Source organism: Bradyrhizobium guangdongense, assembly GCF_004114975.1.
Classification (GTDB): domain Bacteria; phylum Pseudomonadota; class Alphaproteobacteria; order Rhizobiales; family Xanthobacteraceae; genus Bradyrhizobium; species Bradyrhizobium guangdongense.
Genome location: NZ_CP030051.1, coordinates 3,446,728 through 3,466,591, shown reverse-complemented (window position 1 = coordinate 3,466,591; position 19,864 = coordinate 3,446,728). Strand labels below are relative to the sequence as shown.

Below are 19,864 nucleotides of genomic sequence, written 5' to 3'. Positions count from 1 at the left end.
ATGCGGCGGCTGGCATGTTTGATGATGCTATCAGCCGCGCTCGGAGGCTGCGGCGATCATTCCATGTCCCAGCAGAATCGCTACGGCACGTTCTCGAAGGCCGCACTGTTCAGGGACGGCACCGAGGCCCAATCCCCGCCGACAGGCACCGTCGCGCAGGGTGATCTGGAGCGCACGCAGCAGGTGTCGACGCCGCCGGGCGTCGACATGGCGCTGCTGTCGCGCGGCCAGGAGCGTTACGACATCTACTGCTCCCCCTGTCATGGGCTCTCCGGGCATGGCGACGGCATGATCGTGCAGCGCGGCTTTCCCGCCCCGCCCTCCTACCATTCCGCCCGGCTTCGTGCGGCCGACGCACGGCACTTCTTCGACGTGATCACCAACGGCTACGGCGCGATGTATTCCTATGCGGCCCGGGTCGAGCCGCGCGACCGTTGGGCCATCGTCGCTTATATCCGCGCGCTCCAGCAATCGCAGCACACCGACATGGCGGACGTGCCGCAGCTGAGGAGCAAGCTGCCATGATTGCCACGCTGCGCCACCAAACCCTTGGTGCATTCGGCAGGCCAGGCGTTGCGGTCGGTGTTTCCCTGCTGACACTCGCGGCCGCGCTGGTACTGGCTGCCGGACGCCTGGGTCCCTATCCAGCCCTGCTGCGAGGCTGGCTTGTCGCGTTCGCGATATGGAGCTGCGCCCCCATCGGAAGCATGACATTGCTGCTCATCCACCGCCTGACCGGCGGACGTTGGGGCGTCGTCGCCGGACCGACACTGCGTGCGCTGGCCGCCATGATGCCGCTCGTCGCCATCGCCTGCCTCCCGGTCCTCGCCGGCCTGCCATCCATCTATCCCTGGGCTGCGGATCCCGGCCAGATCAAGCCGGATGTCGCAGTCTGGTATCTGGGCCAGACGTCATTCATCCTGCGCGCGGCCGTCGCCCTCGCCGGATGGTCTGCGCTTGCTGTGATCTTTGCGTCGGGTCTCGGCGGGCGGCTGCTGGCCGCGCTCGGCCTTGCCTTCTTCGGTCTCACGATCAGCATGGTCGCGGTCGACTGGTTCCTTTCGGTCGAACCCCATTACGTATCCACCGCGTTCGCGTCCATGATTACCATACAACAATTCTTGGCGGCGCTGGGCGTCGCAGCAGTGTTCGGCACCTCGGACGTCGCGGGCGACGCGTGGGGCGATATCGGCATGCTCTTGATGGCAACGTTGCTGGGCGTCGTCTATCTCGAATACATGACGTTCGTCGTCGCCTGGTATGGGGATCTGCCTCACAAGGCCGCGTGGTTCCTCAGGCGCGCCTCGGAAGCCTGGACCGGCTTGCTGATTGCGACCTTTGCGCTCGGAGCCGTTTTGCCCTTCGCAATGCTCCTGCTCACTCGCGTGCGCCGCAGCCGCGCGGGGTTGCGCGCGGTCGGTGTTCTGCTGCTGCTCGGGACCAGCCTGCATTTTGCGTGGTTGATCGTCCCCGCCTTCGTCCGGCCCTCTGCTGTTGCGCTCACCGGACTTTGCTCGCTCGTCTGCCTGAGCGTTGCGTCCGTACTCTTCGGCAGGGGCATTGCCTCCGCGGAGGCGCACCATGCCGGCTGAGGAAATGGGCAACCGGGCGCGTCCGCAACCCGCGGACATCGATAACCGCGCCGTGCTCGCAGTCGTCGGCGGCTTCCTGCTGTTCGTCGCCGCAGCCATCGCCGGACTGTTGCTCTTCATGCATTCACAGGCGCCAGACTCCTTCAGCCCGCGCGTGAAACGCCAGTTCCCCTCGCCGGAGCTGCAGACATCGCCTGAAGTCGACCTCGCGCGGCTCACCACCGCGCAGCAAGCCCGGCTCTCCGGCTATGCCTGGATCGATCGCGACCATGACATCGCGCGCATCCCGATCGTGGAGGCGATGCGGCTCGTCGCGCAACGCGGCGCACACGCCTATGATCCCATTCTGGCTCCGCCCGCGGCCACTCCCGCTCCAAGCGGAGGCTCTCCATGAAGCGGGCCATCCTCCTCCTGATGCTTGCGCTGTGGCCCTCCCTTGCACGGGCCGGCTTGACCGAGCAGCAGATCAGGCGTGTCGGCTTTGACCCTCTCGCCGGTGCGCACGTGCCGCTCTCCCTGACGTTCACCGATCTCGACGGCCGGCAGGTATCCGTGCGCGAGGCGATCAATGGACGTCCGACCTTGCTGATCCCGGCGGACTTCACCTGTCAGCAGATCTGCGGGCCGGCACTGACCATCGCAAGCTCAGCCTTGCGTCAGACCGGCCTCACACCGGGACGGGATTACAGCCTCGTCATTGTCGGCATCGACCCGCGCGACGGCATCGATGACGCACGCCGCTTCACACAGGGGCAGATTGGGGACGCGGGAACAGCGGTCCTGACCGGATCGCGCGAGACCATCGCCGCGCTGCTCGACGCCATCGGCTATCATACCGAGGTCGACGGCGACGACGACGCCATCGCGCATCCGGCAGCGTTCGTCACGCTCGCGCCGGACGGGCGGCTCGTCCGGGCGCTGTCTAGTCTGGCGCTCCAGCCCGGCGATCTGCGCCTTGCATTGCTGGAGGCCGGCAATGGTCGCAACGGCGGACTTGCCGGACGCATCGCGCTGCTTTGCTACGGCTTCGACGCGGTGCACGGCATCTATACAAGCAGGATCACGACCGTCCTTCAGATCTTCGGAGCCGGGACGGTCGTCGTCATGGCGGGACTGATTGGGCTCATGTTGATGCGAAGCAGGCGTCGCGGAGCTTCGGCATGAACTCGCTGTTCACTCTGCCGGAGGCCAGCACCCACGCCGTCACGGTGGATCACATCTTTGAGCTACTGATGGTGCTGTCCGGTGCCACTGTGGTGCTGGTGTTCGGGCTGATCCTGCTATTCGCCGTTCGCTACCGGCGCGGATCGCCTGCCAAGCGCGGCCCGATGCCGGAATTCCTCAGCCGCGAATTCGAGATTGGCTGGACCGTCGCGACGCTCCTCACCTTCGCCTTCCTGTTCTGGTGGGCGTCTTCCGCCGATCTCAGCAGCTTGACGGTACCAGCGGGAGCGCTGGAGATCCACGTCGTCGCGAAGCAGTGGATGTGGAAGACGCAGCATCCGAACGGTGCTCGTGAGATCAACGCGCTGCACGTTCCGCTGGATCGGCCGGTCCATCTGCTGATGAGTTCGCAGGACGTGATCCATTCCTTTTTCGTGCCGGCGTTCCGGGTCAAGAAGGACGTGGTGCCCGGCCGCGACACGGACATCTGGTTTCAGGCCAGCAAGAGCGGCACCTTTCCGCTGCTGTGCGCCGAATATTGCGGCACCAATCACTCGATGATGCGAGGCACGGTCGTGGTCATGCGCCAGGACGACTATGCCCAGTGGTTAACCCGGCAACCCGAAGGCGACGACCTCGCGCATGAGGGCGCCAAGCTGTTCGTGGCGCAGGGCTGCTCGGGCTGCCATGCGGTCTCGTCGAGCGTCCACGCACCGCGCCTCGCCGGCCTTTATGGCCGCGCGGTGCAACTGGCGGATGGGCGCACAGTCACGGCAGACGATGCCTACATCCGCGATTCCATCCTGCAGCCGAAGCGCGACATCGTCGCGGGCTTCGAACCGATCATGCCGAGCTTCAAAGGGCTGCTCGACGATGGCGAGATCCAGAGCCTGACCGCCTACATCCGCTCGCTCGGGGAGGAGACGCCACATGACTGATGCCCTGCTCGCCGGAGAGCTGCCTCTGCCGCCGCGTCCGGATTATCTGCGCCACGGCGCCACGGTGAGGTCCTGGCTCGCCACCACCGACCACAAGCGCATCGCCATCCTCTACGCGGTGACCATCACGGTGTTCTTCTTCCTGGGCGGCGCCGCGATCACGGCCGTGCGGCTCGAACTGTTCCAGCCCAATGGATGGCTGATGAACTCGGACACCTACAACAAGCTGTTCTCGTTTCATGGGATCATCATGGTCTGGTTCTTCCTGGTGCCGTCGATCCCCAACACGTTCGGCAATTTCTTGCTGCCGCTGATGATCGGGGCGCCGGATGTCGCCTTTCCGCGCCTCAATTTGTTCAGCTGGTATTTGACCATCGCAGCCGGCGCATTCACCGTCTACGCCCTCGTCGCCGGCGGCGTCGACACCGGCTGGACGTTCTACACGCCTTATTCGTCGATGTTCTCCAACACCCACGTCTTTGCGGCGGCGGCCGGCGTGTTCATCGTCGGCTTCGCCAGCATCGCAACGGGCGTGAACTTCATCGCGACCACCCACATGCTCCGCGCTCCCGGCATGACCTGGTTCCGGCTACCGTTGTTCGTCTGGGCGATCTACGCGACGTCGCTGATCATGGTGCTCGCTACGCCGGTGCTCGCGATCTCGCTGCTGCTCGTGATCACCGAGCGCGTGTTCGGCCTGCCGATCTTCGATCCAGCACGTGGCGGCGATCCGATCTTGTTCCAGCACCTGTTCTGGTTCTACTCGCACCCGGCCGTCTACATCATGGTGCTGCCCGCAATGGGCGTGGTGTCCGAGATCATCCCCTGCTTCGCGCGGCGGCGGATCTTCGGCTACGACTTCATGGTCTACGCCATGCTGGCTATCGCCGGCATCGGGTTCTTCGTCTGGGGCCACCACATGTTCGTCTCCGGACAATCGGCGCTGGCCAGCCTGGTGTTCTCGTTTCTGTCCTTCATCATCGCGGTGCCTTCGGCGATCAAGGTATTCAACTGGACGGCATCGCTGTACCGCGGGCAGATCAGCTTCGAATCCCCGATGCTCTATGCGCTCGGATTCGTCGGGCTGTTCACGACCGGCGGGCTCTCCGGCCTGTTCCTCGCCTCGATCCCGGTGGACATCCACGTCACCGACACCTATTTCGTCGTGGCGCATTTCCACTACATCATGGTCGGCGGCTCCGTCTCCGCCTTCTTCGCCGGCCTGCACTTCTGGTGGCCGAAGGTGACAGGCAGGCTCTATCCGGAGAGCTGGGCGAAATTCGCCGCTATCCTGATGTATGCCGGTTTCAACATGACTTTTCTGCCGCAATTCGTCGCGGGCTATCTCGGCATGCCCCGGCGCTATCACACCTATCCGGCGGAATTCCAGATCTACAACGTGATGTCCTCGGCCGGCGCGGCAGTGCTCGCGATCGCCTATCTGCTGCCGCTCGGCTACCTGACATGGTCGCTCTTCTACGGCGGCAAGGCGGCCAGGAACCCCTGGGGCGCGACGGGCCTCGAGTGGACCACGACTTCGCCGCCGCCGCCGAAGAACTTCGACCGGCAGCCGCGCGTCGATCGGGGACCCTACGACTACCACGCGGAAGGCATGTCGGCCGGGACTGCCCCTCCCCAGATGCAAAATGCGAGAGAGATCTGATGAGTGACGAAAGTGCACTGCTGAGAGAACCCTGGTTCGATTTCAGCCGGCAGCGCGAGGCCGGCAAGTTCGGCATCTGGGTCTTCCTAGCCAGCGAGACGCTGTTCTTCGGAGCCTTGATGCTGACCTATACGGTGTGCCGGATCGAGCATCCGGGCGCGTTCGCCGCCGCCGGGCGCGAAACCAATATCTGGTACGGCACCATCAATACCGCGGTGCTGCTGACCAGCAGCCTGACCATGGCAGTCGCCGCGCAGGCCGCCGAAGCGCCGGTACGGCTGCGGCGGCTCGTCCTTGCCGGCCTCATCGCCACGGCGCTGCTCGGCATCGCCTTCATCGTCATCAAGGGCTTCGAATATAGGGAGGACATCGACAAGCACCTGGTGCCGGGCGCCGGATTCGCCTTGCCGCAAGCGGGGGCCCAGCTTTTCTACGGATTCTACTGGCTGGTCACGTCCGTTCACGCGATCCACCTGTCGATCGGCATCGCGTTGGTCGGCCGCCTTGTGTGGGTGCTGCTCCGGCACGAGCTGCCCTTGCATGACAATCCGGAGATCGAGGTCACCGCTTTGTACTGGCATCTGGTCGATATTGTCTGGATCTTCCTATACCCGCTGATTTACCTGCCGGGCCGCGCATCATGAGCGAACGAACTGAATCGAGCGGTGCTGTCCGCCGTCTGATGGCGAAGAATCTTCTGATTTGGGCCGCGCTTCTAGCGCTTCTCCTGCTCAGCCTCTTTGCGGCCTACATTCCTATGGGGCGAGTAACGACAGCCAGCGGCATCATCATTGCTGCAGCAAAATCGACCCTCGTGGTCTTGCTCTTCATGGAGCTCGCCTCAGCGAAGCCGCTGATCCGGGTCGCGGCAATTTCAGGACTTGTTTTCCTGGTCGCAATGTTCGCACTGGCCTTAGCAGACGTGCTCGCACGGCCTTAGGCCGCCCGAGCATCCAACCCCACGGGAGCAGTGCCGAGCGACGGCGGGTTCACTCTGTAACACTGACGATCTGCGCCCTTTACAAACGCACTCTGCAGGTCTGGCGAAACCTCCGGCAATTTCCTTCGCCCTCGCGAGAGTCGGGTGTGGTTTACGAATTTGCCTTCACGCCGAACTAACCCCGTTGGCATCGAGTAAATACGCGTCCCCCTCGGCGCGGCTGAGGACCACGGCCGGCGAGAACCTCACACAGAAAAGCCCCGCTTTCGCGGGGCTTTGCAGTTGACCGGAACGTGAGCTCGTTGATCAGTAACGCGCGACCACCGGACCACCGAAGCGATAGTTCAAGCGACCAAGGATCATGTCGGTGTCGCCGCCGGTGCTAAAGCCGGCCAAAGCGACGCCGCCTGGCGTGGTGAAGGTCGCGCTGTGGCGGTTCTCGAAGATGTGGTCGTACTCGACACCGAGGGACCAGTTCTGTGCGAATGAGAACTCGAGGCCGGCTCCGACCGTTCCGCCGAGACGCGTGTTATAGCCGGTTTGGGATGTCACCGCGCCAGCCGTAAGAAACTGATAGTTGCGATCGGTGATCGCAGCACCGCCCTTCACGTACAGCAACACGTTGTTCCAGGCGTAGCCCACCTGACCGGTGAACAGACCGAACGCGTCCATCTTGGAGCGGACGGTGTCGCCCGGGGGTGGCAGTACCAGCGCAGCCCTGCTGCCGGAGATGTCCGCCCAATTGCCTTGAGCTTCAAGCCCGAACACCCAACCCGCGCTTTGCCAGCGGTAGCCGACTTGGCCGCCAATGGTGCCGCCATTCGCATCGTAGCTGCCGATCAGCGTCGCAGTCGGATCAAATACCCGGCGATCATGACTTTGTGCCCAACCGCCGTTGATGCCGATGTAGAAGCCGCTCCAGTCAAACACGGTCGCGACAGCCGCCGGCGGCGCCTTGGTGTACGGACGCGCAGCCAGGTCCGCGGCCGAAGCAGACGCCGCGCCCAAAATCAAAGCTCCGAATGCGGCCGAAGCCAACAACTTGCTCATTTCAATAGTCCCCATCAGTCCTTGAGAGTCCCCGCCTTGAGAGCACCGTAGCTGGCATGTTGCGTATCGGCTGTAGCGGCGACGACACACTGCAAGACGCATTTCGGATTAACATATGTTAGCGCGGGAATCATGCTGGCGCTTCGTTTCAGTGCGTCTGAGACAACACGAATCCTCGCGCCAGCAGCTCTTCAGTCGGGAATCTCGTTGGTGGCTCAATTCAGATCGAGCGGCACGCGGCAGACGTCCTGGGCTTCGTTGTTGCTCGGGATCACGACGCAGTTCCTGCCCGACAATTCGGGCCGGACTTGGCGAAGTTCGTGCTCGAGCCTGGTGGCGTGAAGCTGTCTCCGCAAAGGAGTTTGACCCGGATTGCGGGACGCTACCGCCCTTTTCGAGCATAAGGCTTGGTGCTGCAGCGCGACGGAGATGACTGCGCCCTCACGGCTTCGCGGGCACACAGGTCGGCTATCTGCTGAACGGCGCTAGCTTCTTCCCCCGGGGCGGAGACCGCCCGCTAGGCAACAATGCGAGTCTGAACGGAGCAGACCGCATTCGACCTCAACTAATCGCGAAAGCGGCGCGACTATTCTTGGAGTGACGGCAGCGACCACGGACCCGAATCCTGGTCCATCGACGTCGATGCGACCACTCTCGACGACCAGTTCGCGTTAGAGAACTACATGCAAGATTTCGAGCTCAAGGCCAAGGGCCAGCGGAGATGAGCTGGCTTTAGGAACAGATTGCCAGTTGTTCCCGTTTAGATTCGTCGTACCGGATCGTCCGGCGGCAAATTGGAGCAAACATGATGGAAAAGAAGATCGCCGGATTATTAGGAGCGGTAGCCGCGCTGAGCACTCTGGCAGGGGCGCAGGCCAGCCCAGCCCCTTCCGACGCACTGAAGGCAAGCACTTATGCGGACCTCTTGCAGCCAATTCCGAACGCGGCACGAACCCTACAGGCCCTAGAAGAGCAGGCTGCCGCCGAGCCTGCCGAAGCGAACATTCAGGTGGCCCAGTTGTACTACCACCACCATCATCACCATCACCACCATGGCTACTGGCACCACCATCATCACCACGGCTACTATCGCGGCGGTGTGGTCGTCGTTCCGCGCCGGCGATTCTATCACCACCATCATCACCACCATCACCACCACAGCGGCGTCTACTTCCGCTATTGATCCCGGACGCGCATACAGAAGAGCTGGCCTGAGCTGGCTCTTCTTCATGAGCGCTTGGCGCTCAATCCTGCCTCGCCTTATCTTTGGCGGCACGATGGAGATGCCGGTATGTTCCATCAAAGACCGTATCGGTAGTGGAGGTCCATTCCGTTCCAGCTGCCAGGTTGGGCCTGTTGGCGTAGATGCGCCGGGCCTGCAATTCGCGCTCGGCAGCTTCCTCTTCGTTCATCGGACTGAGCTCGAAATTCGCCTCCTCCGGGATCACGATGATCTGCGCAAACGGTTCGGCCGGTCGGAAGATGTGCGTGCATCCCTCCGCGGGCGACTTGAAGACGCAGAAGAACAGCATGGGCCACCAGTTGCGAACGAGGGCCGGGACCGCGATCGGCACCGTGTCGCTGCGATCAGTGTAGAAGCGCGGATGCGGCTCCGTCCGGATGGCGAGCCCTTTCTCAAGCTTCAGGTCCAACAGCAGCTGGTAGGTGTAGTAACTATCACCGAAGTTGCGGAATGGCGGCCACTGCAGACCTGGTGCGGGCGGTTCTCCCCAATCGCCTTCGAGGCGCAGGGTGCCGTCTCTCGTGGAGACCCGCAGTTCATTGTCGTACGGGTAGAACAGTTCGATTCCGTACTGCGCTCCCTCGGAGAACGGCACGCAGTGCCAGACCTGCTCATGCGACCCGTCCTTCCGAGGATCTCGGCTGCCAGCCCAGCCTGGAATCTCGAGCTTCGTCCGGCGCGGGGCCAGGCGCGGATCGTTCAACCGATATTTGACGGTGTGCAAGACCAGTCCCTCCCTGCCATACGGAATGCTGAGCAAAAACGGCCCGCCAAGGTCCTGGTTCCAATTCGGGAATAAATGGCATGTACTGATGCCCCTGCAGGATAGCACCTACGGGCTTGCAATCGTTACAAGGAAATAAGGGCTATCAGATGATGGTGAGTGGCCAAGCGGGGCGGATTTGGCGCTCGCCGCGGTTTAGTTCTACGAACCAAATGAGCATGAAGGGCTGAGGGGCAGCAGATTGACGCTGAGATTCATCATCACCGCTTCTTCGGAAAGGAGCAGAGTCGTGATGGCAGTCGTGATGGCGATGATCATCGTGATCCTGGCCGCCGGCGGAAAGCTCCCGAGGCAGTAAGCGGTGCCGATGCATCCCATGAAGATGAGTAAGGCGACGAAACGGCAGCGCCTTGAACAGCAGCTTGGGCAATTAAACCGGGAAATCGAAAGACTGGTAGATGCGATCGCGAAAGGACATGGCGATCCGTCCGTTCTTGGACCGCGATCGACTGCCTTAGATGCCGAGCGCAAGCGGATATCTGAGGAGCTGCAGAGTGAACCACCCGCCCCGAAGGAAGTCGCGCTGCATCCGGCCATCCTCAAACGATATGAGGAGCAACTCGGTCGGCTTGAAGAAGCACTGGGTAAAGGTGTTAGTGCGGGTGACGGAGAGGCCGCAGAAGCCATCAGAGATCTGGTCGAGACGGTCACTGTGTTCCGCGACCCAGGACGCCCAGGCGGTGTAGCGGTCGAGATAGCAGGCCGGCTAAACGCCCTGCTCGGGGAAAAGGCCTATCCAAATCAAGTCAAAGGAGTGTGGGGAAAGGTGGTAGCGGGGGAGCGCTACGAACGGTCCCCCACCCAAACAGTCCCCTTGTTCTTGAAGCTTTACCGCGCAGGGTAGCGCAACGCGGACCAAACCGGTTGCAGGCGGTCCACTATTGAGCTGCTGCCGGTTTGATGGACACCCGGTTAAGCTAATCCCACCTTGCGCTCGACACCCACGACAGGCAGTGGCTCGCGCCCTGCCCTGCCCACCACAAATCGATAATTCGCCAGCCGGTTTCGCCGCCGCTTTGATGCGGCCATGCGATCCCAGAACACCACTTGGCAATCAGTCCGTCTGATCAAGCACGAAGCCGTGCCCGACTGCGGCAGCTTCGAGGTGCGCTTCGCTGATGGCAGGCCCAGCCGATACTTCTACTGGGACAACCTACCGAGCCGACGCCTTCGGCCGGACTTGCTTACAGGAGCAGAGGCACTTGATCGGGCAAGGACTGTTGCGCGAGCCGAGCGGGATTGCCTCAACATCGCCGGTATCGACACCCGCGAAGAGCGATAGTCCCACATATCCTATGTGATGGCGGCAATGTTCCCTTTTGATCATCGTGTTGGCTTGGCTGGAGGGCCAAGTCGTGGATCAGATGCCTCCCGAGGAGAAGGATGAACAGCCGCGCTGCCCGAAGTGCAGAGCGGTCTCACGTCTCAACCATGCGATGCTCGACATTAAGAGCGGCAAGTTGGTCCGCCTGTATAAGTGCTCAAAATGCGGGGGGCACTTCTGGGACGACTAAGGCTTGCTTCGGGTTGATCCAGATCAATATGGGAGACCGACCACCACAGCCACTTTACCTCGGTGGTCCCCATGAGACATTCCCACGATTGGCTACTTGCCGCTGCGATCATCTGGACGACCCTGGTCGCTTGCGCGCTGCTCTACCTCATGGCTTTTCCCGGATAGCCTACCCAGCCCGACTCGACGTATCGATGCCGCATGAAATACGCCGCTGCCCGCCCTCTCGCCGATCCTGCCACCGCCGCCCGCAAGCTGGTCGAGATCGCCAGCGGCATCGAGCCGGTGCAGGACGGCCGCATCTACATCGAGCTGGTCAACGTGCCGTTCCTCAAGATGGGCGGCACGGGCGAGGAATTTCGCGCAGGCATCGCGCTCGCCCACGAGCGCGGCTGGATCGAGCTGCACGAGTCGGGGACGTTTCTGCGGCTGACGCAGGCAAACCCTCTCGCTTGATCGTGAGAGCTGCAGCTCTCACCCGCTTTGTCCCGAGAAGCGGACCAAAAACAGACGTGCTCAGAATGGCGCGATGGGGCCATAAGCAGTCATTCGATCACCTCGTCGGCGCGGGCGAGCACCGTGGGCGGTATCGTAATTCCAAGGATCTTCGCCACCTTCAGATTGACGACTAGTTCGAATTTGGTTGGCTGTTGAACGGGCAGATCGCTGGGCTTTGCGCCCTTAAGGATCCTAGCGATGTATTCGGCAGATCGACGGTACATGTCTGGAAAATTCGGTCCGTACGACATCAGGCCGCCGTCCTTAACGTAGATGCCGGTTTCCCAGATCGAGGGAAGGCGATACAGCGCGGCCAGCTCGATCAACTGCTTGCGATGGAAGTTGAAGAAAGCCGATGCCATCGCAGCGACCGCGTCGACGCCCTGCTCTCGTCCGCGCCTGAACGCAGCTTCGACCTGGTCGGAGCTCGCGGCCTCGGCGACAACGACATGAAGGCCCAGAGCCCGCGCCGTGGCCTCCGCCTCGGCAGCACCTGTCGGAACCCCCACGACCGGATCGCGCAGGATCATGACCCGCGTGATGGACTGCACCGACTCTTTCAGAACCTCTATGCGCTTGCTTTCCAGATCGATGTCCGACATCGACAGGCCGGTGGCGTTTCCACCGGGCCGCGCGAGGCTCTGGACCGTACCGCTGCCGACTGGGTCTGCGATCACTGCAAAAACGATCGGAGTCTTTGTTCCGGTGGCCAGAAGCGTCTGTACTGCCTTTGAGCCGGCCGTCAGGATGGCGTCGAAATTGCTTTGGCTGAGCTCCGCCGCCAACTTCTGCATGCGCTCAAAGCTGCCCTCAATCCAGAAATATTGGACATCGACGTTGCTGCCTTCTATCAACCCATTTTCACGCAACCCTTCTTTAAACGCAGCAATTTGGGCGGCGTCAATAGTTGACGGGCTCGCATTACCCAAGAAGGCGATGCGCGCGATTCGCCTGTTTGTCGATTGAGCGAAACCCTGTCGCGACCAGGCCGACGCCGCTATAATCGCCGCTAGAAACTCCCGCCTTCGCATACGCCCCCCTTGAAGACTCCGCTCTGTGGGTTGCCATACTAACACCTTGTTGTGGGCCCCAGAGGGCCTTTACCGGAGATAGCGCGAAGTCCGAATTGGGTCACAAGCTGCTGTCGGTGTCGCCGCGCTGGATGTCCGGATCTGATCAGAGACCGGGCGTGGGTTCTGACGTTTGCCGCTTGTTCCGGGCTTCAAATGCCAGCGGACGATTCCTATCTCCGGCCCATGCGCAGCACGTTCGAGCTTTGCCTGCCCACCGTGGCCAAGACCGTGCCGACCGGCCCCGACTATCTCCACGAGGTCAAGTACGACGGCTACAGGTTATTGGTCATCCGCGACCATGACCGCGTCCGCCTGATCACGCGCGGTGGCAACGACTGGTCGAAGCGGTTTCCCTGGATCGTCGAGGCCGCGCTGAAGAACCGGACCAAGCAGTTCGCGATAGATGGCGAGCGGTCGCTGCCTGGAGTAGGTTGCTAACGAGCATAACTGCGAGTGTCGGACCTGTTTTTGCTTCGTTTCGGCCATTCAGTCCAAACAGTCTGACGCTGATCCTTGTGAACAGTCCCTCCTCCAGTCTCGTACAAAGGATAATCAGTGGCGCGAGAACGAGAACAAGCAGTGCTGCACCCCCCCCCAAGCTCCTCCATCGCCCGCAGCAGGGTTGTTTATGCGATAAATGGTTTTGGCGACCCCCGGTGCCCACAACAGGACGATCATGGCCGTAAACGCGTTCATTGCCTTTAATCGTTCGCGTCCTAACGCAGGGCGAGCCGAGTAGCGACGAATTGCTATCGGCATCATCGCGATCAGCAGAAACGGCAAGGTCAGGAAACCAGCCAGCAGAGGCCACAAAAAGAACTCCTCCGGGTGATCGCTGAAGATCATGTCTGTGACCGCGAGCAGCAACCCGAACAGCGCATTTACCCGCACCGCCCACTTGAAAATGTCCGCTGATAATTCGCGGTACGCGGACGCGTCCTCGTCTGAGCGTCTAGATGCGCATGTCTCGCCCTGCATGTTTAGAACGTATGGCCTTCCGAACGGCCGAGTTTGCGCCAAGTCAACGTGCATGACAGAGATTTCGGGAAGCTGTAGTTTATGAGCGGCAACCTCTTGGATCGGCTAATAAGCCCGCAGGCGCTGTCTTGGCGTTTTGCCGTCCATGTTGTTTTGGTCACGCTTGCGTTCCATACTTGCGCTTGGCTCTTGTATGCGATTGCCGAGCCGCCCGCGCCGAGCGAATTCGGCTACCTTATCTTGCTAATCGGCTGGCCCATTCCTTCTTATTGGGCGATCTTTTTCCTCGCTGCATTATCTGATCCAACCGACTCCATGCATCGTTGGCGTGTGTGGGTCTCTTGGCTGGTCGTAAGCTATCCCTTTGCGGGCGCATACTTGATGATGTTGTTTGGACGGCGAGATGCCGTCGAAGGAATTGCATTCCTTCCTATCATTCTAATCCCATTTTCTCCGGTTATCGCCCTCGTGGGGGCGGTCGCAGGGCAACTGCTCTGGTACCTGTACCAGTTCCTGAAGAGCGCACTCCGCAAAGTTCGGCGTCAGCACGCCGATTGACGAGCTACCAAGTCGCATATTTTCCGAGACCTTTCGCTCCGCCTGCGCAAGACCAACCTCGCACGCCTGCTCGCCCGACGCCCGGACGGCATCTTCGTTGCGCCGTTCGAGACCGGCGCCATCGGCACCGACCTGTTCCGGGCCGCCTGCCGCATGGGGCTGGAGGGGCTGGTCTCCAAGCACCGGGACCGGCCGTACCGGGGCGGCCGGCAGAAGCACTGTGTGAATAGGCACGCTATTTGACCCCCAATCGGCTTCCAAGGTTGACCCCACCCGTGCCGCTCGATGTCCCTGACACTGTGATGGAACTCAGCCATGGGCTGGGGTCACGGTTTGGCGCCGATAGGGGTCAAAGTTCGGAGCCGATCCACACACTGGGCCTCCTGCTTTGGACGCGATTGGGGCGCGCAAACTTCCTTACGATCCTTCACGCTCAAGACCTCAAGGTTGGGAAGCCGATCGATGGGCGACATGCAGCCGCGATCTTATTCAGAAGATGAAGCAGCCCAAATGCCCGGCCGCACGCAGCGGCGGATGACTGGGCCACGGCCGCCGAGCGAGTGCAGCATGATCCAGCCGTTGGTAACGAGATCGCAGATGCCTGCGTGCCGGCGCAGGACATCGTCCATTGCAGTTTCGGGAGCGGCGATGAAGACGTTCAAGCGTACCGGCTCATGGACAAAGCGCGAGCCGTCATGCACCGACTGCCATGGCAATCCGACTCGCAGGTCCCCGGCATTGCCTTCGAGCACGCCGAGCTGGCCGACGATGTTGTGAAGCATCTTGTTGCCGCTGCCGAACGCCGCGTTATTAACGGTCGAGCCGTAGTATTGCAGATTGATCCAGCTCGCGACCACCAGCGGCGCGGTCATGATCAGCTCCAGCACCCGATGATCCCGATCCTGCTCGTGGATATAGGAATGCAGGAAGGCGCGGCCGGACAGGTCGAGACCGCGCGTGACGCTGCGCGGGGCAGCGATGAACGCGGCGTTTCCCGCGAGGCCCCATTCTGGCCGGACTTGGGACCAGTCCTTGCTACGCGCCTTGATCGCGGCGTCGGCATCCGCCGCATCTCCGACGCCCAGCAGCGCGCGGCGCTCGAGCCTCGCCAGATGAGCGGCATCGGCCAGGCGCAATTTCAACCGTGCCAGATCGTCGGCGAGTTGCGCCGGCAGGTCCTCCTCGTCGAACAGCTTTACGTCGTCAGTGGTGGTATCGTGAAGCGCACCGACGAACCAGCAGTCGGCGGGGATGTCGATGCCCCGCGCCCGCAAGCCATCGCGGACCTGCGAATCGTTGAGGATCGCGGCGGCGACACGCGCATTGGCCTCGCCTGTGTGACCGCCACAGGCGCCGCAGTCGAGGCCCGAGGCGTGTGGATTGTTGACCGTGGTGCTACCGTGGCCCGTCAGCAGCACGAGGCGCGCGAACGGCCCGGTCAGTGACATCGCCTTCAGCACCGCCTCGGCCATATCGACGGCCTGCGAGTCGGTAAAGCCGGTGGAACGCCCTTTGAGCTTGCCAGGCGCGAGACGCGGGCCGACCCTCGCAGCGACGTCGGAATCGAGACCATCGCTGACCGGCGATGGCACCGGTCGGGTTACGCCCGCGCTGTCAGTCGCGATCTTCGCCGCAAAGCCGAGGCCTGCCGTCTCCACAAAGGAGAAGGACGACACTGCGGAGACCTTGAACGATTTCCAAGCCTTCGCCACTCGCCGCCGGAGCAGTCGCTGGCCCAGCACTTCGGCTTCCTCGAACGGCTCGGCGTCCTTGACTTCTTCGCAGACGATGAACGCCGGTTTGAGCAGCACGGGACATTGCGCGCCGCCCCGAAGGTGGCCTATCGGAACATATTCGATGGGGAAGCCGAAAAAGCCGGCGAAACCGATCGTTTCCACCTCCGGAGAAAGGGTCTCAAGCGCGCGCCGGAATATTTCCGAGCGCACGTCGATGCAGAAGGCCGCCTGGACCGCAGGCCGGTCCATCCGACCAGACTGTGCCGCGCTGCCGCGGTTGGCGAGGAGTCGGGCGATCAAGTTGCGGCGGAAGACGATCTCGTAGGCCTCCTGCAGGACGACGTCGACGGCGAGCTCGGGAGTCTCGTCTAGGCAGTGATCGACGGGCAGTTTCGCCGCCTGCTCCATCGCTCGCGCCCAGGCTGTCCTGAAGGCGTCATCGGTCCGCGCCTCGAACAGCGCAAAACCCCAGGCGAGCCGGATCGCAAGCAGTTCGAGCAGAGTGTCGTCCCGACGGCCCTCGAGCTCCGCGCTCCATCCGACATAGCGCGCGTAGGCCGACCAACCAAGGTCGAACAGTGCGCGCACCAGATAATCCTCGATCGCGCGATCGGGAATCCCGAGGCGGTCGAGGATGACGCCGATGGCCTCGATGGGATCTGTAGGCAGAGCCGCAACAGACGTTCGAAAACCCCTGATGCCCATGACTTCGGGATTGCGGTCGTAGATCGCAAGCGTCCGCCAGGCCGCGTAGGGCCTGAGCCTGCGCGTCGGGTTCGGCCAATTGGCCTGGCCCTCGTCGAAATAGCTGGCGCAGAAGGCCGAGATCTCGTCGATCATGAAGGCAACCAGCGAGACGTATCGGTCGCCTTCAGCAAGCCCGTCCAGCACCTCGGCCACAGTGGCGACGACGGCCGGAGGCGCGCCGGCCGGCGCATCAGAGCGCAACGCCTGTTTGAGGCTGTCGATGTCGAGGCCAGCGTCGGGGTGAAGCGCGAGCGCCTGCGCCATCGCCGCATCGTCGATGCGGCCTTCCGCGAGCGCGTGACGGTAGAACGCCCGCGGCATCAGGATGCGCGCCCGCACCACGCGCTCGAACGTCGCGGCGGTGGCGGCAAACCTTTGGCCCGTGAAGCCGAGGAACGGATTGACCGCAACGAAATGCTTGAGCGGCCAGAGCGGTGCGACGCGCGCGCAGGCGGCCGCGATGCGGGCCTCGAGCGTGACGTCCGTGTCGGCTTCGGTCGCTGTGATCTTCAGGGCTAGGGCGGCCTGGTTCATGGTTATCTCGGCGTCAGGGGGTGGTCTTGAGCTTGTTCGACGTGCGTGGCCAAAGCGCCAGCACTAGGCGGTTAGCCAGCGTATTCAGATAGAGCCCGTTGCGCAGATGCACGTAAGCTGCGATCCAAAACAGTGTGTCGGCGCGGCGCATCATCTGGTTCTGAAACACCGTCATCGCCGCAAAGGAGATCACAACTAGCGCGGCGATTAGCATCGGCGCTGTGCCATCCACCGGACGTCCGACCGGGACGCTTCCGGCGGCCAGCCACGCCGTCGCCGCTTGCAGTGCAAAGTAGAGCGCGGCGACACCGGCCGCGGTGACGATGCCGCGGGCGACGACGAAGGCGTTGGGCCGCTCGTCGATTGCATTGGCCATGAGGTGCACGAGCCCCATCAGCAGCACCGATCCCAGCGCGATCTGCGCCGGATTGCTGCGCAAGGTCATACCAAGCCCCCAGCCGATCAGGAGCGTCAGTCCGATCACGCCCGCGAGCGCAAGGATCAGCCGCGCCGGGTGCGGTTGGCCACCGGGGCTAGGCGTCCATGACGCGCGTGCCAGGTCGATGATGCTGCCCGATGACAGGAAGGCGTGCGCCTTGTAGAGGGAATGGGCGACGATATGCAGGAGCGCGGCGGAGAAGGCGCCGAGCCCGCATTGCAGCAGCATGAACCCCATCTGGGCCACGGTTGAGTAGGCCAACTGGACCTTCACCGACGTCTGCGTCAGCATCACCAGCGAGCCGAACAGCGCGGTGATGCCGCCGACGACGGCCAGCACGTTGAGGGCCGGCGTCGCCAGCAGCAGCACATCGCCGAGCCGCAGGGCGAGGAAGCCTCCGGCATTGATGATACCGGCATGCAGCAGCGCCGAGACCGGGGTCGGCGTCTCCATCACCTCGCTCAGCCAGCCATGCAGCGGCATTTGCGCTGATTTGAGCATAGCGGTCACGACGATCAGCAGCGCTGCCGCGGAGATGGCCGGCGAACCGATCTCGGCACCGCTGCGCGCCTTGGTGGCCAGATCGGCGACCTCGAGCGTTCCGAAGTGCAGGTAGAGCAGCACGGCGGCGATCGCGAGGCACCCATCGCCGAGCCGGCTCGCGACGAACTTCTTGCGCGAGGCCCGGATGGCGGCCGGCCGCGTGTGGTAGAACAGCAGCAACCGGCCTAGCGAGACGCTGGTGGCGATCCAGGCAACCAGCAGCAGCACTAGATTGCCAGATATCAGCACGGTCAGTACGGAGGCAAGCGTCAGCAGCAGCCAGCGCGTGAACCTGATCTGGCCGGGATCGCCATCCAGATAGTTGCGGCTGTATTTGACGACGACGAGCCCGACGAACCCGACAAGCACGCAGAGGATCGTTGAGAGCGCATCGACGTGCAGCGAGAGTCCTAGCCCGGAGGCTCCCAGCAGCCTCGAGCGTCCCGGCCCGACAACGAAGCAGGCGAGACCTGCCGCGACGACAACGACGAGCGACGCCGCTGCGGCGACGATTGCAAGTCCGACGTAATCCCTGACGCTGGCGCGAGACGGAAGGAACCCGACGAGGCAGAGGGTCAGCGGGGCGAGTACGGCGAGGCAAGGCAGAAACTTTGACATGGCATCTCGGCAGGGTTGATCCGGCGGTCCCCGTCCATACCGCGCGACGTCGTTTGTTAAAAATTCAATTATTGAACTAGATCGTTATATCAAATAGAATGATCGTCATGCCGCACCTCAACTACCATCATTTGCGCTATTTCTGGATAATCGCGACCGAAGGCAGCATGAGCCGCGCCGCGCAGCGGCTCAACGTCTCGCCCTCCTCGCTGTCGGTGCAGATCAAGGCTTTGGAAGAGCAGCTTGGCCAGCAGCTGTTCGAGCGGGTCGGTCGCACGCTGCAGCTGACGGAGGCCGGGCGCATCGCGGTCGACTATGCCGGCAGCGTCTTCAAGTCAGGTCATGAACTGATGGAGACGTTGTCCGGCCTGCGGCCCGGACGCCAAGTGCTGCGGGTCGGGGCTGCAGCGACCTTATCACGCAACTTTCAAATCGCTTTTCTGCGGCCACTGATAGGCCGCATTGATGTCGAACTCATCATCCACACTGGACTGTTCGATGATCTGCTCGAGGCGCTCGATGCGCACAAGCTCGATATCGTACTTGCCAATCATCCGGCGTCGCCCGATGCACGCAGTAGCTTTGAGAACACGCTGATCGACGAGCAGGGTGTCAGCATTGTCAGCCACAAGCCGGCGAAGCCTACGCGCCTTGGCTTTCCCCAGGACCTCGCGCGTCTGCCCATCATACTGCCTGGACGAGGCAACGCGCTACGTTCGGCCTTCGATGCGCTGCTCGGTCGCAGCGGCATCAGGCCGGTCATAGCGGCGGAGGTTGACGACATGGCCATGCTGCGTCTGATGGCGCGCGAAAGCGGCGGCTTGGCGTTGGTTCCGCCGATCGTTGTCATCGACGAACTCCGCTCCGGCCTTCTGGTCGAGCGCATCAGGCTGAATACACTTAAGGAGCAGTTCTTCGCCGTCACCCAGCAACGCCGCTACCCAAATCCGCTGGTCGCGGAATTGATCCGTTCGCCCAGCGCAAGCCGAATTCGCCGAATGAGGGGTACGGAGCCTCTTCGATCGGTTAAGTCTTCAAGAGGTCGATCATCACCGTGATCGAATAGGCCCCTCGCTTTTCATGAAGAGACCTGGCAGGATCAGCGTGGCCGCCTCTTGCATTTTGACTTTCTCCGCCAATCGTCGGTTTTCTTTTCGGTCAACCTCCGCCTGCGACGGAAGAGATCACTCCCTCCGAAGCGACTATGCCCTGTTCTTGGAAAGCGTCGTTGATCCGGCACCGCGCAGTGACGC

At 62.4% G+C, this 19,864-nt stretch carries 20 protein-coding genes; 14 read left to right on the top strand and 6 right to left on the bottom strand.

Features of this window, described 5'->3' with window-relative positions:
- From X265_RS16465 to X265_RS16430, 8 genes are read left to right on the top strand one after another with little or no spacing between them, the layout of a single operon-like run.
- Window positions 1-525: a c-type cytochrome gene (locus X265_RS16465; protein ID WP_128969307.1), complete on the top strand. Its 525-nt coding sequence runs from the start codon at window positions 1-3 to the stop codon at window positions 523-525.
- Entirely contained in the window at window positions 522-1,592 is a 1,071-nt protein-coding gene (locus X265_RS16460; protein ID WP_188637402.1) for a hypothetical protein, read from the top strand. The genes X265_RS16465 and X265_RS16460 overlap by 4 nt, the downstream gene beginning before the upstream one ends.
- Window positions 1,582-1,986, top strand: coding sequence for a hypothetical protein (locus tag X265_RS16455; protein ID WP_128965745.1), 405 nt, complete (start codon window positions 1,582-1,584; stop codon window positions 1,984-1,986). The genes X265_RS16460 and X265_RS16455 overlap by 11 nt, the downstream gene beginning before the upstream one ends.
- Window positions 1,983-2,756 carry an SCO family protein gene (locus X265_RS16450; protein ID WP_128965744.1) on the top strand — a complete coding sequence of 258 codons (774 nt, stop codon included), beginning with the start codon at window positions 1,983-1,985 and terminating at the stop codon, window positions 2,754-2,756. The genes X265_RS16455 and X265_RS16450 overlap by 4 nt, the downstream gene beginning before the upstream one ends.
- Window positions 2,753-3,694, top strand: a complete 942-nt coding sequence (coxB, locus tag X265_RS16445) for a cytochrome c oxidase subunit II (protein ID WP_128965743.1) — start codon at window positions 2,753-2,755, stop codon at window positions 3,692-3,694. Before X265_RS16450 ends, coxB begins: the two co-directional genes overlap by 4 nt.
- Window positions 3,687-5,357: a cytochrome c oxidase subunit I gene (gene ctaD, locus X265_RS16440; protein WP_128965742.1), complete on the top strand. Its 1,671-nt coding sequence runs from the start codon at window positions 3,687-3,689 to the stop codon at window positions 5,355-5,357. Before coxB ends, ctaD begins: the two co-directional genes overlap by 8 nt.
- A complete protein-coding gene (locus tag X265_RS16435) occupies window positions 5,357-6,001 on the top strand; it encodes a cytochrome c oxidase subunit 3 (RefSeq protein WP_128965741.1) in 645 nt (214 codons plus the stop codon). Before ctaD ends, X265_RS16435 begins: the two co-directional genes overlap by 1 nt.
- Window positions 5,998-6,297, top strand: coding sequence for a cytochrome C oxidase subunit IV family protein (locus tag X265_RS16430; protein ID WP_128965740.1), 300 nt, complete (start codon window positions 5,998-6,000; stop codon window positions 6,295-6,297). Before X265_RS16435 ends, X265_RS16430 begins: the two co-directional genes overlap by 4 nt.
- Before the next feature lie 306 nt (window positions 6,298-6,603).
- Here X265_RS16430 and X265_RS16425 read toward each other — a convergent pair whose 3' ends face one another.
- Entirely contained in the window at window positions 6,604-7,347 is a 744-nt protein-coding gene (locus X265_RS16425; RefSeq protein WP_128965739.1) for an outer membrane protein, read from the bottom strand.
- 808 nt (window positions 7,348-8,155) lie between these two features.
- Here X265_RS16425 and X265_RS16420 point away from each other — a divergent pair.
- Window positions 8,156-8,530 carry a hypothetical protein gene (locus tag X265_RS16420; RefSeq protein WP_128969305.1) on the top strand — a complete coding sequence of 125 codons (375 nt, stop codon included), beginning with the start codon at window positions 8,156-8,158 and terminating at the stop codon, window positions 8,528-8,530.
- A gap of 61 nt (window positions 8,531-8,591) precedes the next feature.
- On the opposite strand, the gene X265_RS16415 is transcribed toward X265_RS16420, so the two are convergent.
- A complete protein-coding gene (locus X265_RS16415; protein WP_128965738.1) occupies window positions 8,592-9,314 on the bottom strand; it encodes a hypothetical protein in 723 nt (240 codons plus the stop codon).
- A 376-nt stretch (window positions 9,315-9,690) separates the two neighbouring features.
- Between X265_RS16415 and X265_RS16410 the strand changes: the two genes are divergently transcribed.
- Together X265_RS16410 and X265_RS16405 are read left to right on the top strand one after the other, a co-directional pair.
- A complete protein-coding gene (locus X265_RS16410) occupies window positions 9,691-10,218 on the top strand; it encodes a hypothetical protein (RefSeq protein ID WP_244659367.1) in 528 nt (175 codons plus the stop codon).
- 870 nt (window positions 10,219-11,088) lie between these two features.
- Window positions 11,089-11,343, top strand: a complete 255-nt coding sequence (locus X265_RS16405) for a hypothetical protein (RefSeq protein WP_128965737.1) — start codon at window positions 11,089-11,091, stop codon at window positions 11,341-11,343.
- Between the two features lie 89 nt (window positions 11,344-11,432).
- Here X265_RS16405 and X265_RS16400 read toward each other — a convergent pair whose 3' ends face one another.
- A complete protein-coding gene (locus tag X265_RS16400) occupies window positions 11,433-12,314 on the bottom strand; it encodes an ABC transporter substrate-binding protein (protein ID WP_164938623.1) in 882 nt (293 codons plus the stop codon).
- A gap of 297 nt (window positions 12,315-12,611) precedes the next feature.
- Here X265_RS16400 and X265_RS16395 point away from each other — a divergent pair, with 297 nt between their 5' ends.
- On the top strand, window positions 12,612-12,896 hold the full coding sequence (locus X265_RS16395; protein WP_308421691.1) for an ATP-dependent DNA ligase: 285 nt from the start codon (window positions 12,612-12,614) through the stop codon (window positions 12,894-12,896).
- Between the two features lie 114 nt (window positions 12,897-13,010).
- Here the strand turns inward: X265_RS16395 and X265_RS16390 are convergent, their stop codons facing one another.
- Window positions 13,011-13,436, bottom strand: a complete 426-nt coding sequence (locus tag X265_RS16390) for a hypothetical protein (RefSeq protein ID WP_128965735.1) — start codon at window positions 13,434-13,436, stop codon at window positions 13,011-13,013.
- Window positions 13,437-13,517: 81 nt separating this feature from the next.
- Between X265_RS16390 and X265_RS16385 the strand changes: the two genes are divergently transcribed.
- Window positions 13,518-13,994: a hypothetical protein gene (locus X265_RS16385; protein ID WP_128965734.1), complete on the top strand. Its 477-nt coding sequence runs from the start codon at window positions 13,518-13,520 to the stop codon at window positions 13,992-13,994.
- A gap of 485 nt (window positions 13,995-14,479) precedes the next feature.
- Here the strand turns inward: X265_RS16385 and X265_RS16375 are convergent, their stop codons facing one another.
- Window positions 14,480-17,011 (bottom strand): YbcC family protein, encoded by a 2,532-nt coding sequence (locus X265_RS16375; protein ID WP_128965733.1) that lies wholly within the window; start codon window positions 17,009-17,011, stop codon window positions 14,480-14,482.
- A 13-nt stretch (window positions 17,012-17,024) separates the two neighbouring features.
- Window positions 17,025-18,611 carry a proton-conducting transporter transmembrane domain-containing protein gene (locus tag X265_RS16370; RefSeq protein ID WP_128965732.1) on the bottom strand — a complete coding sequence of 529 codons (1,587 nt, stop codon included), beginning with the start codon at window positions 18,609-18,611 and terminating at the stop codon, window positions 17,025-17,027.
- Window positions 18,612-18,718: 107 nt separating this feature from the next.
- On the opposite strand from X265_RS16370, the gene X265_RS16365 reads away from it, so the two are divergent.
- Window positions 18,719-19,669 (top strand): LysR family transcriptional regulator, encoded by a 951-nt coding sequence (locus X265_RS16365; protein ID WP_128965731.1) that lies wholly within the window; start codon window positions 18,719-18,721, stop codon window positions 19,667-19,669.
- The last annotated feature ends 195 nt before the right edge of the window (window positions 19,670-19,864 follow it).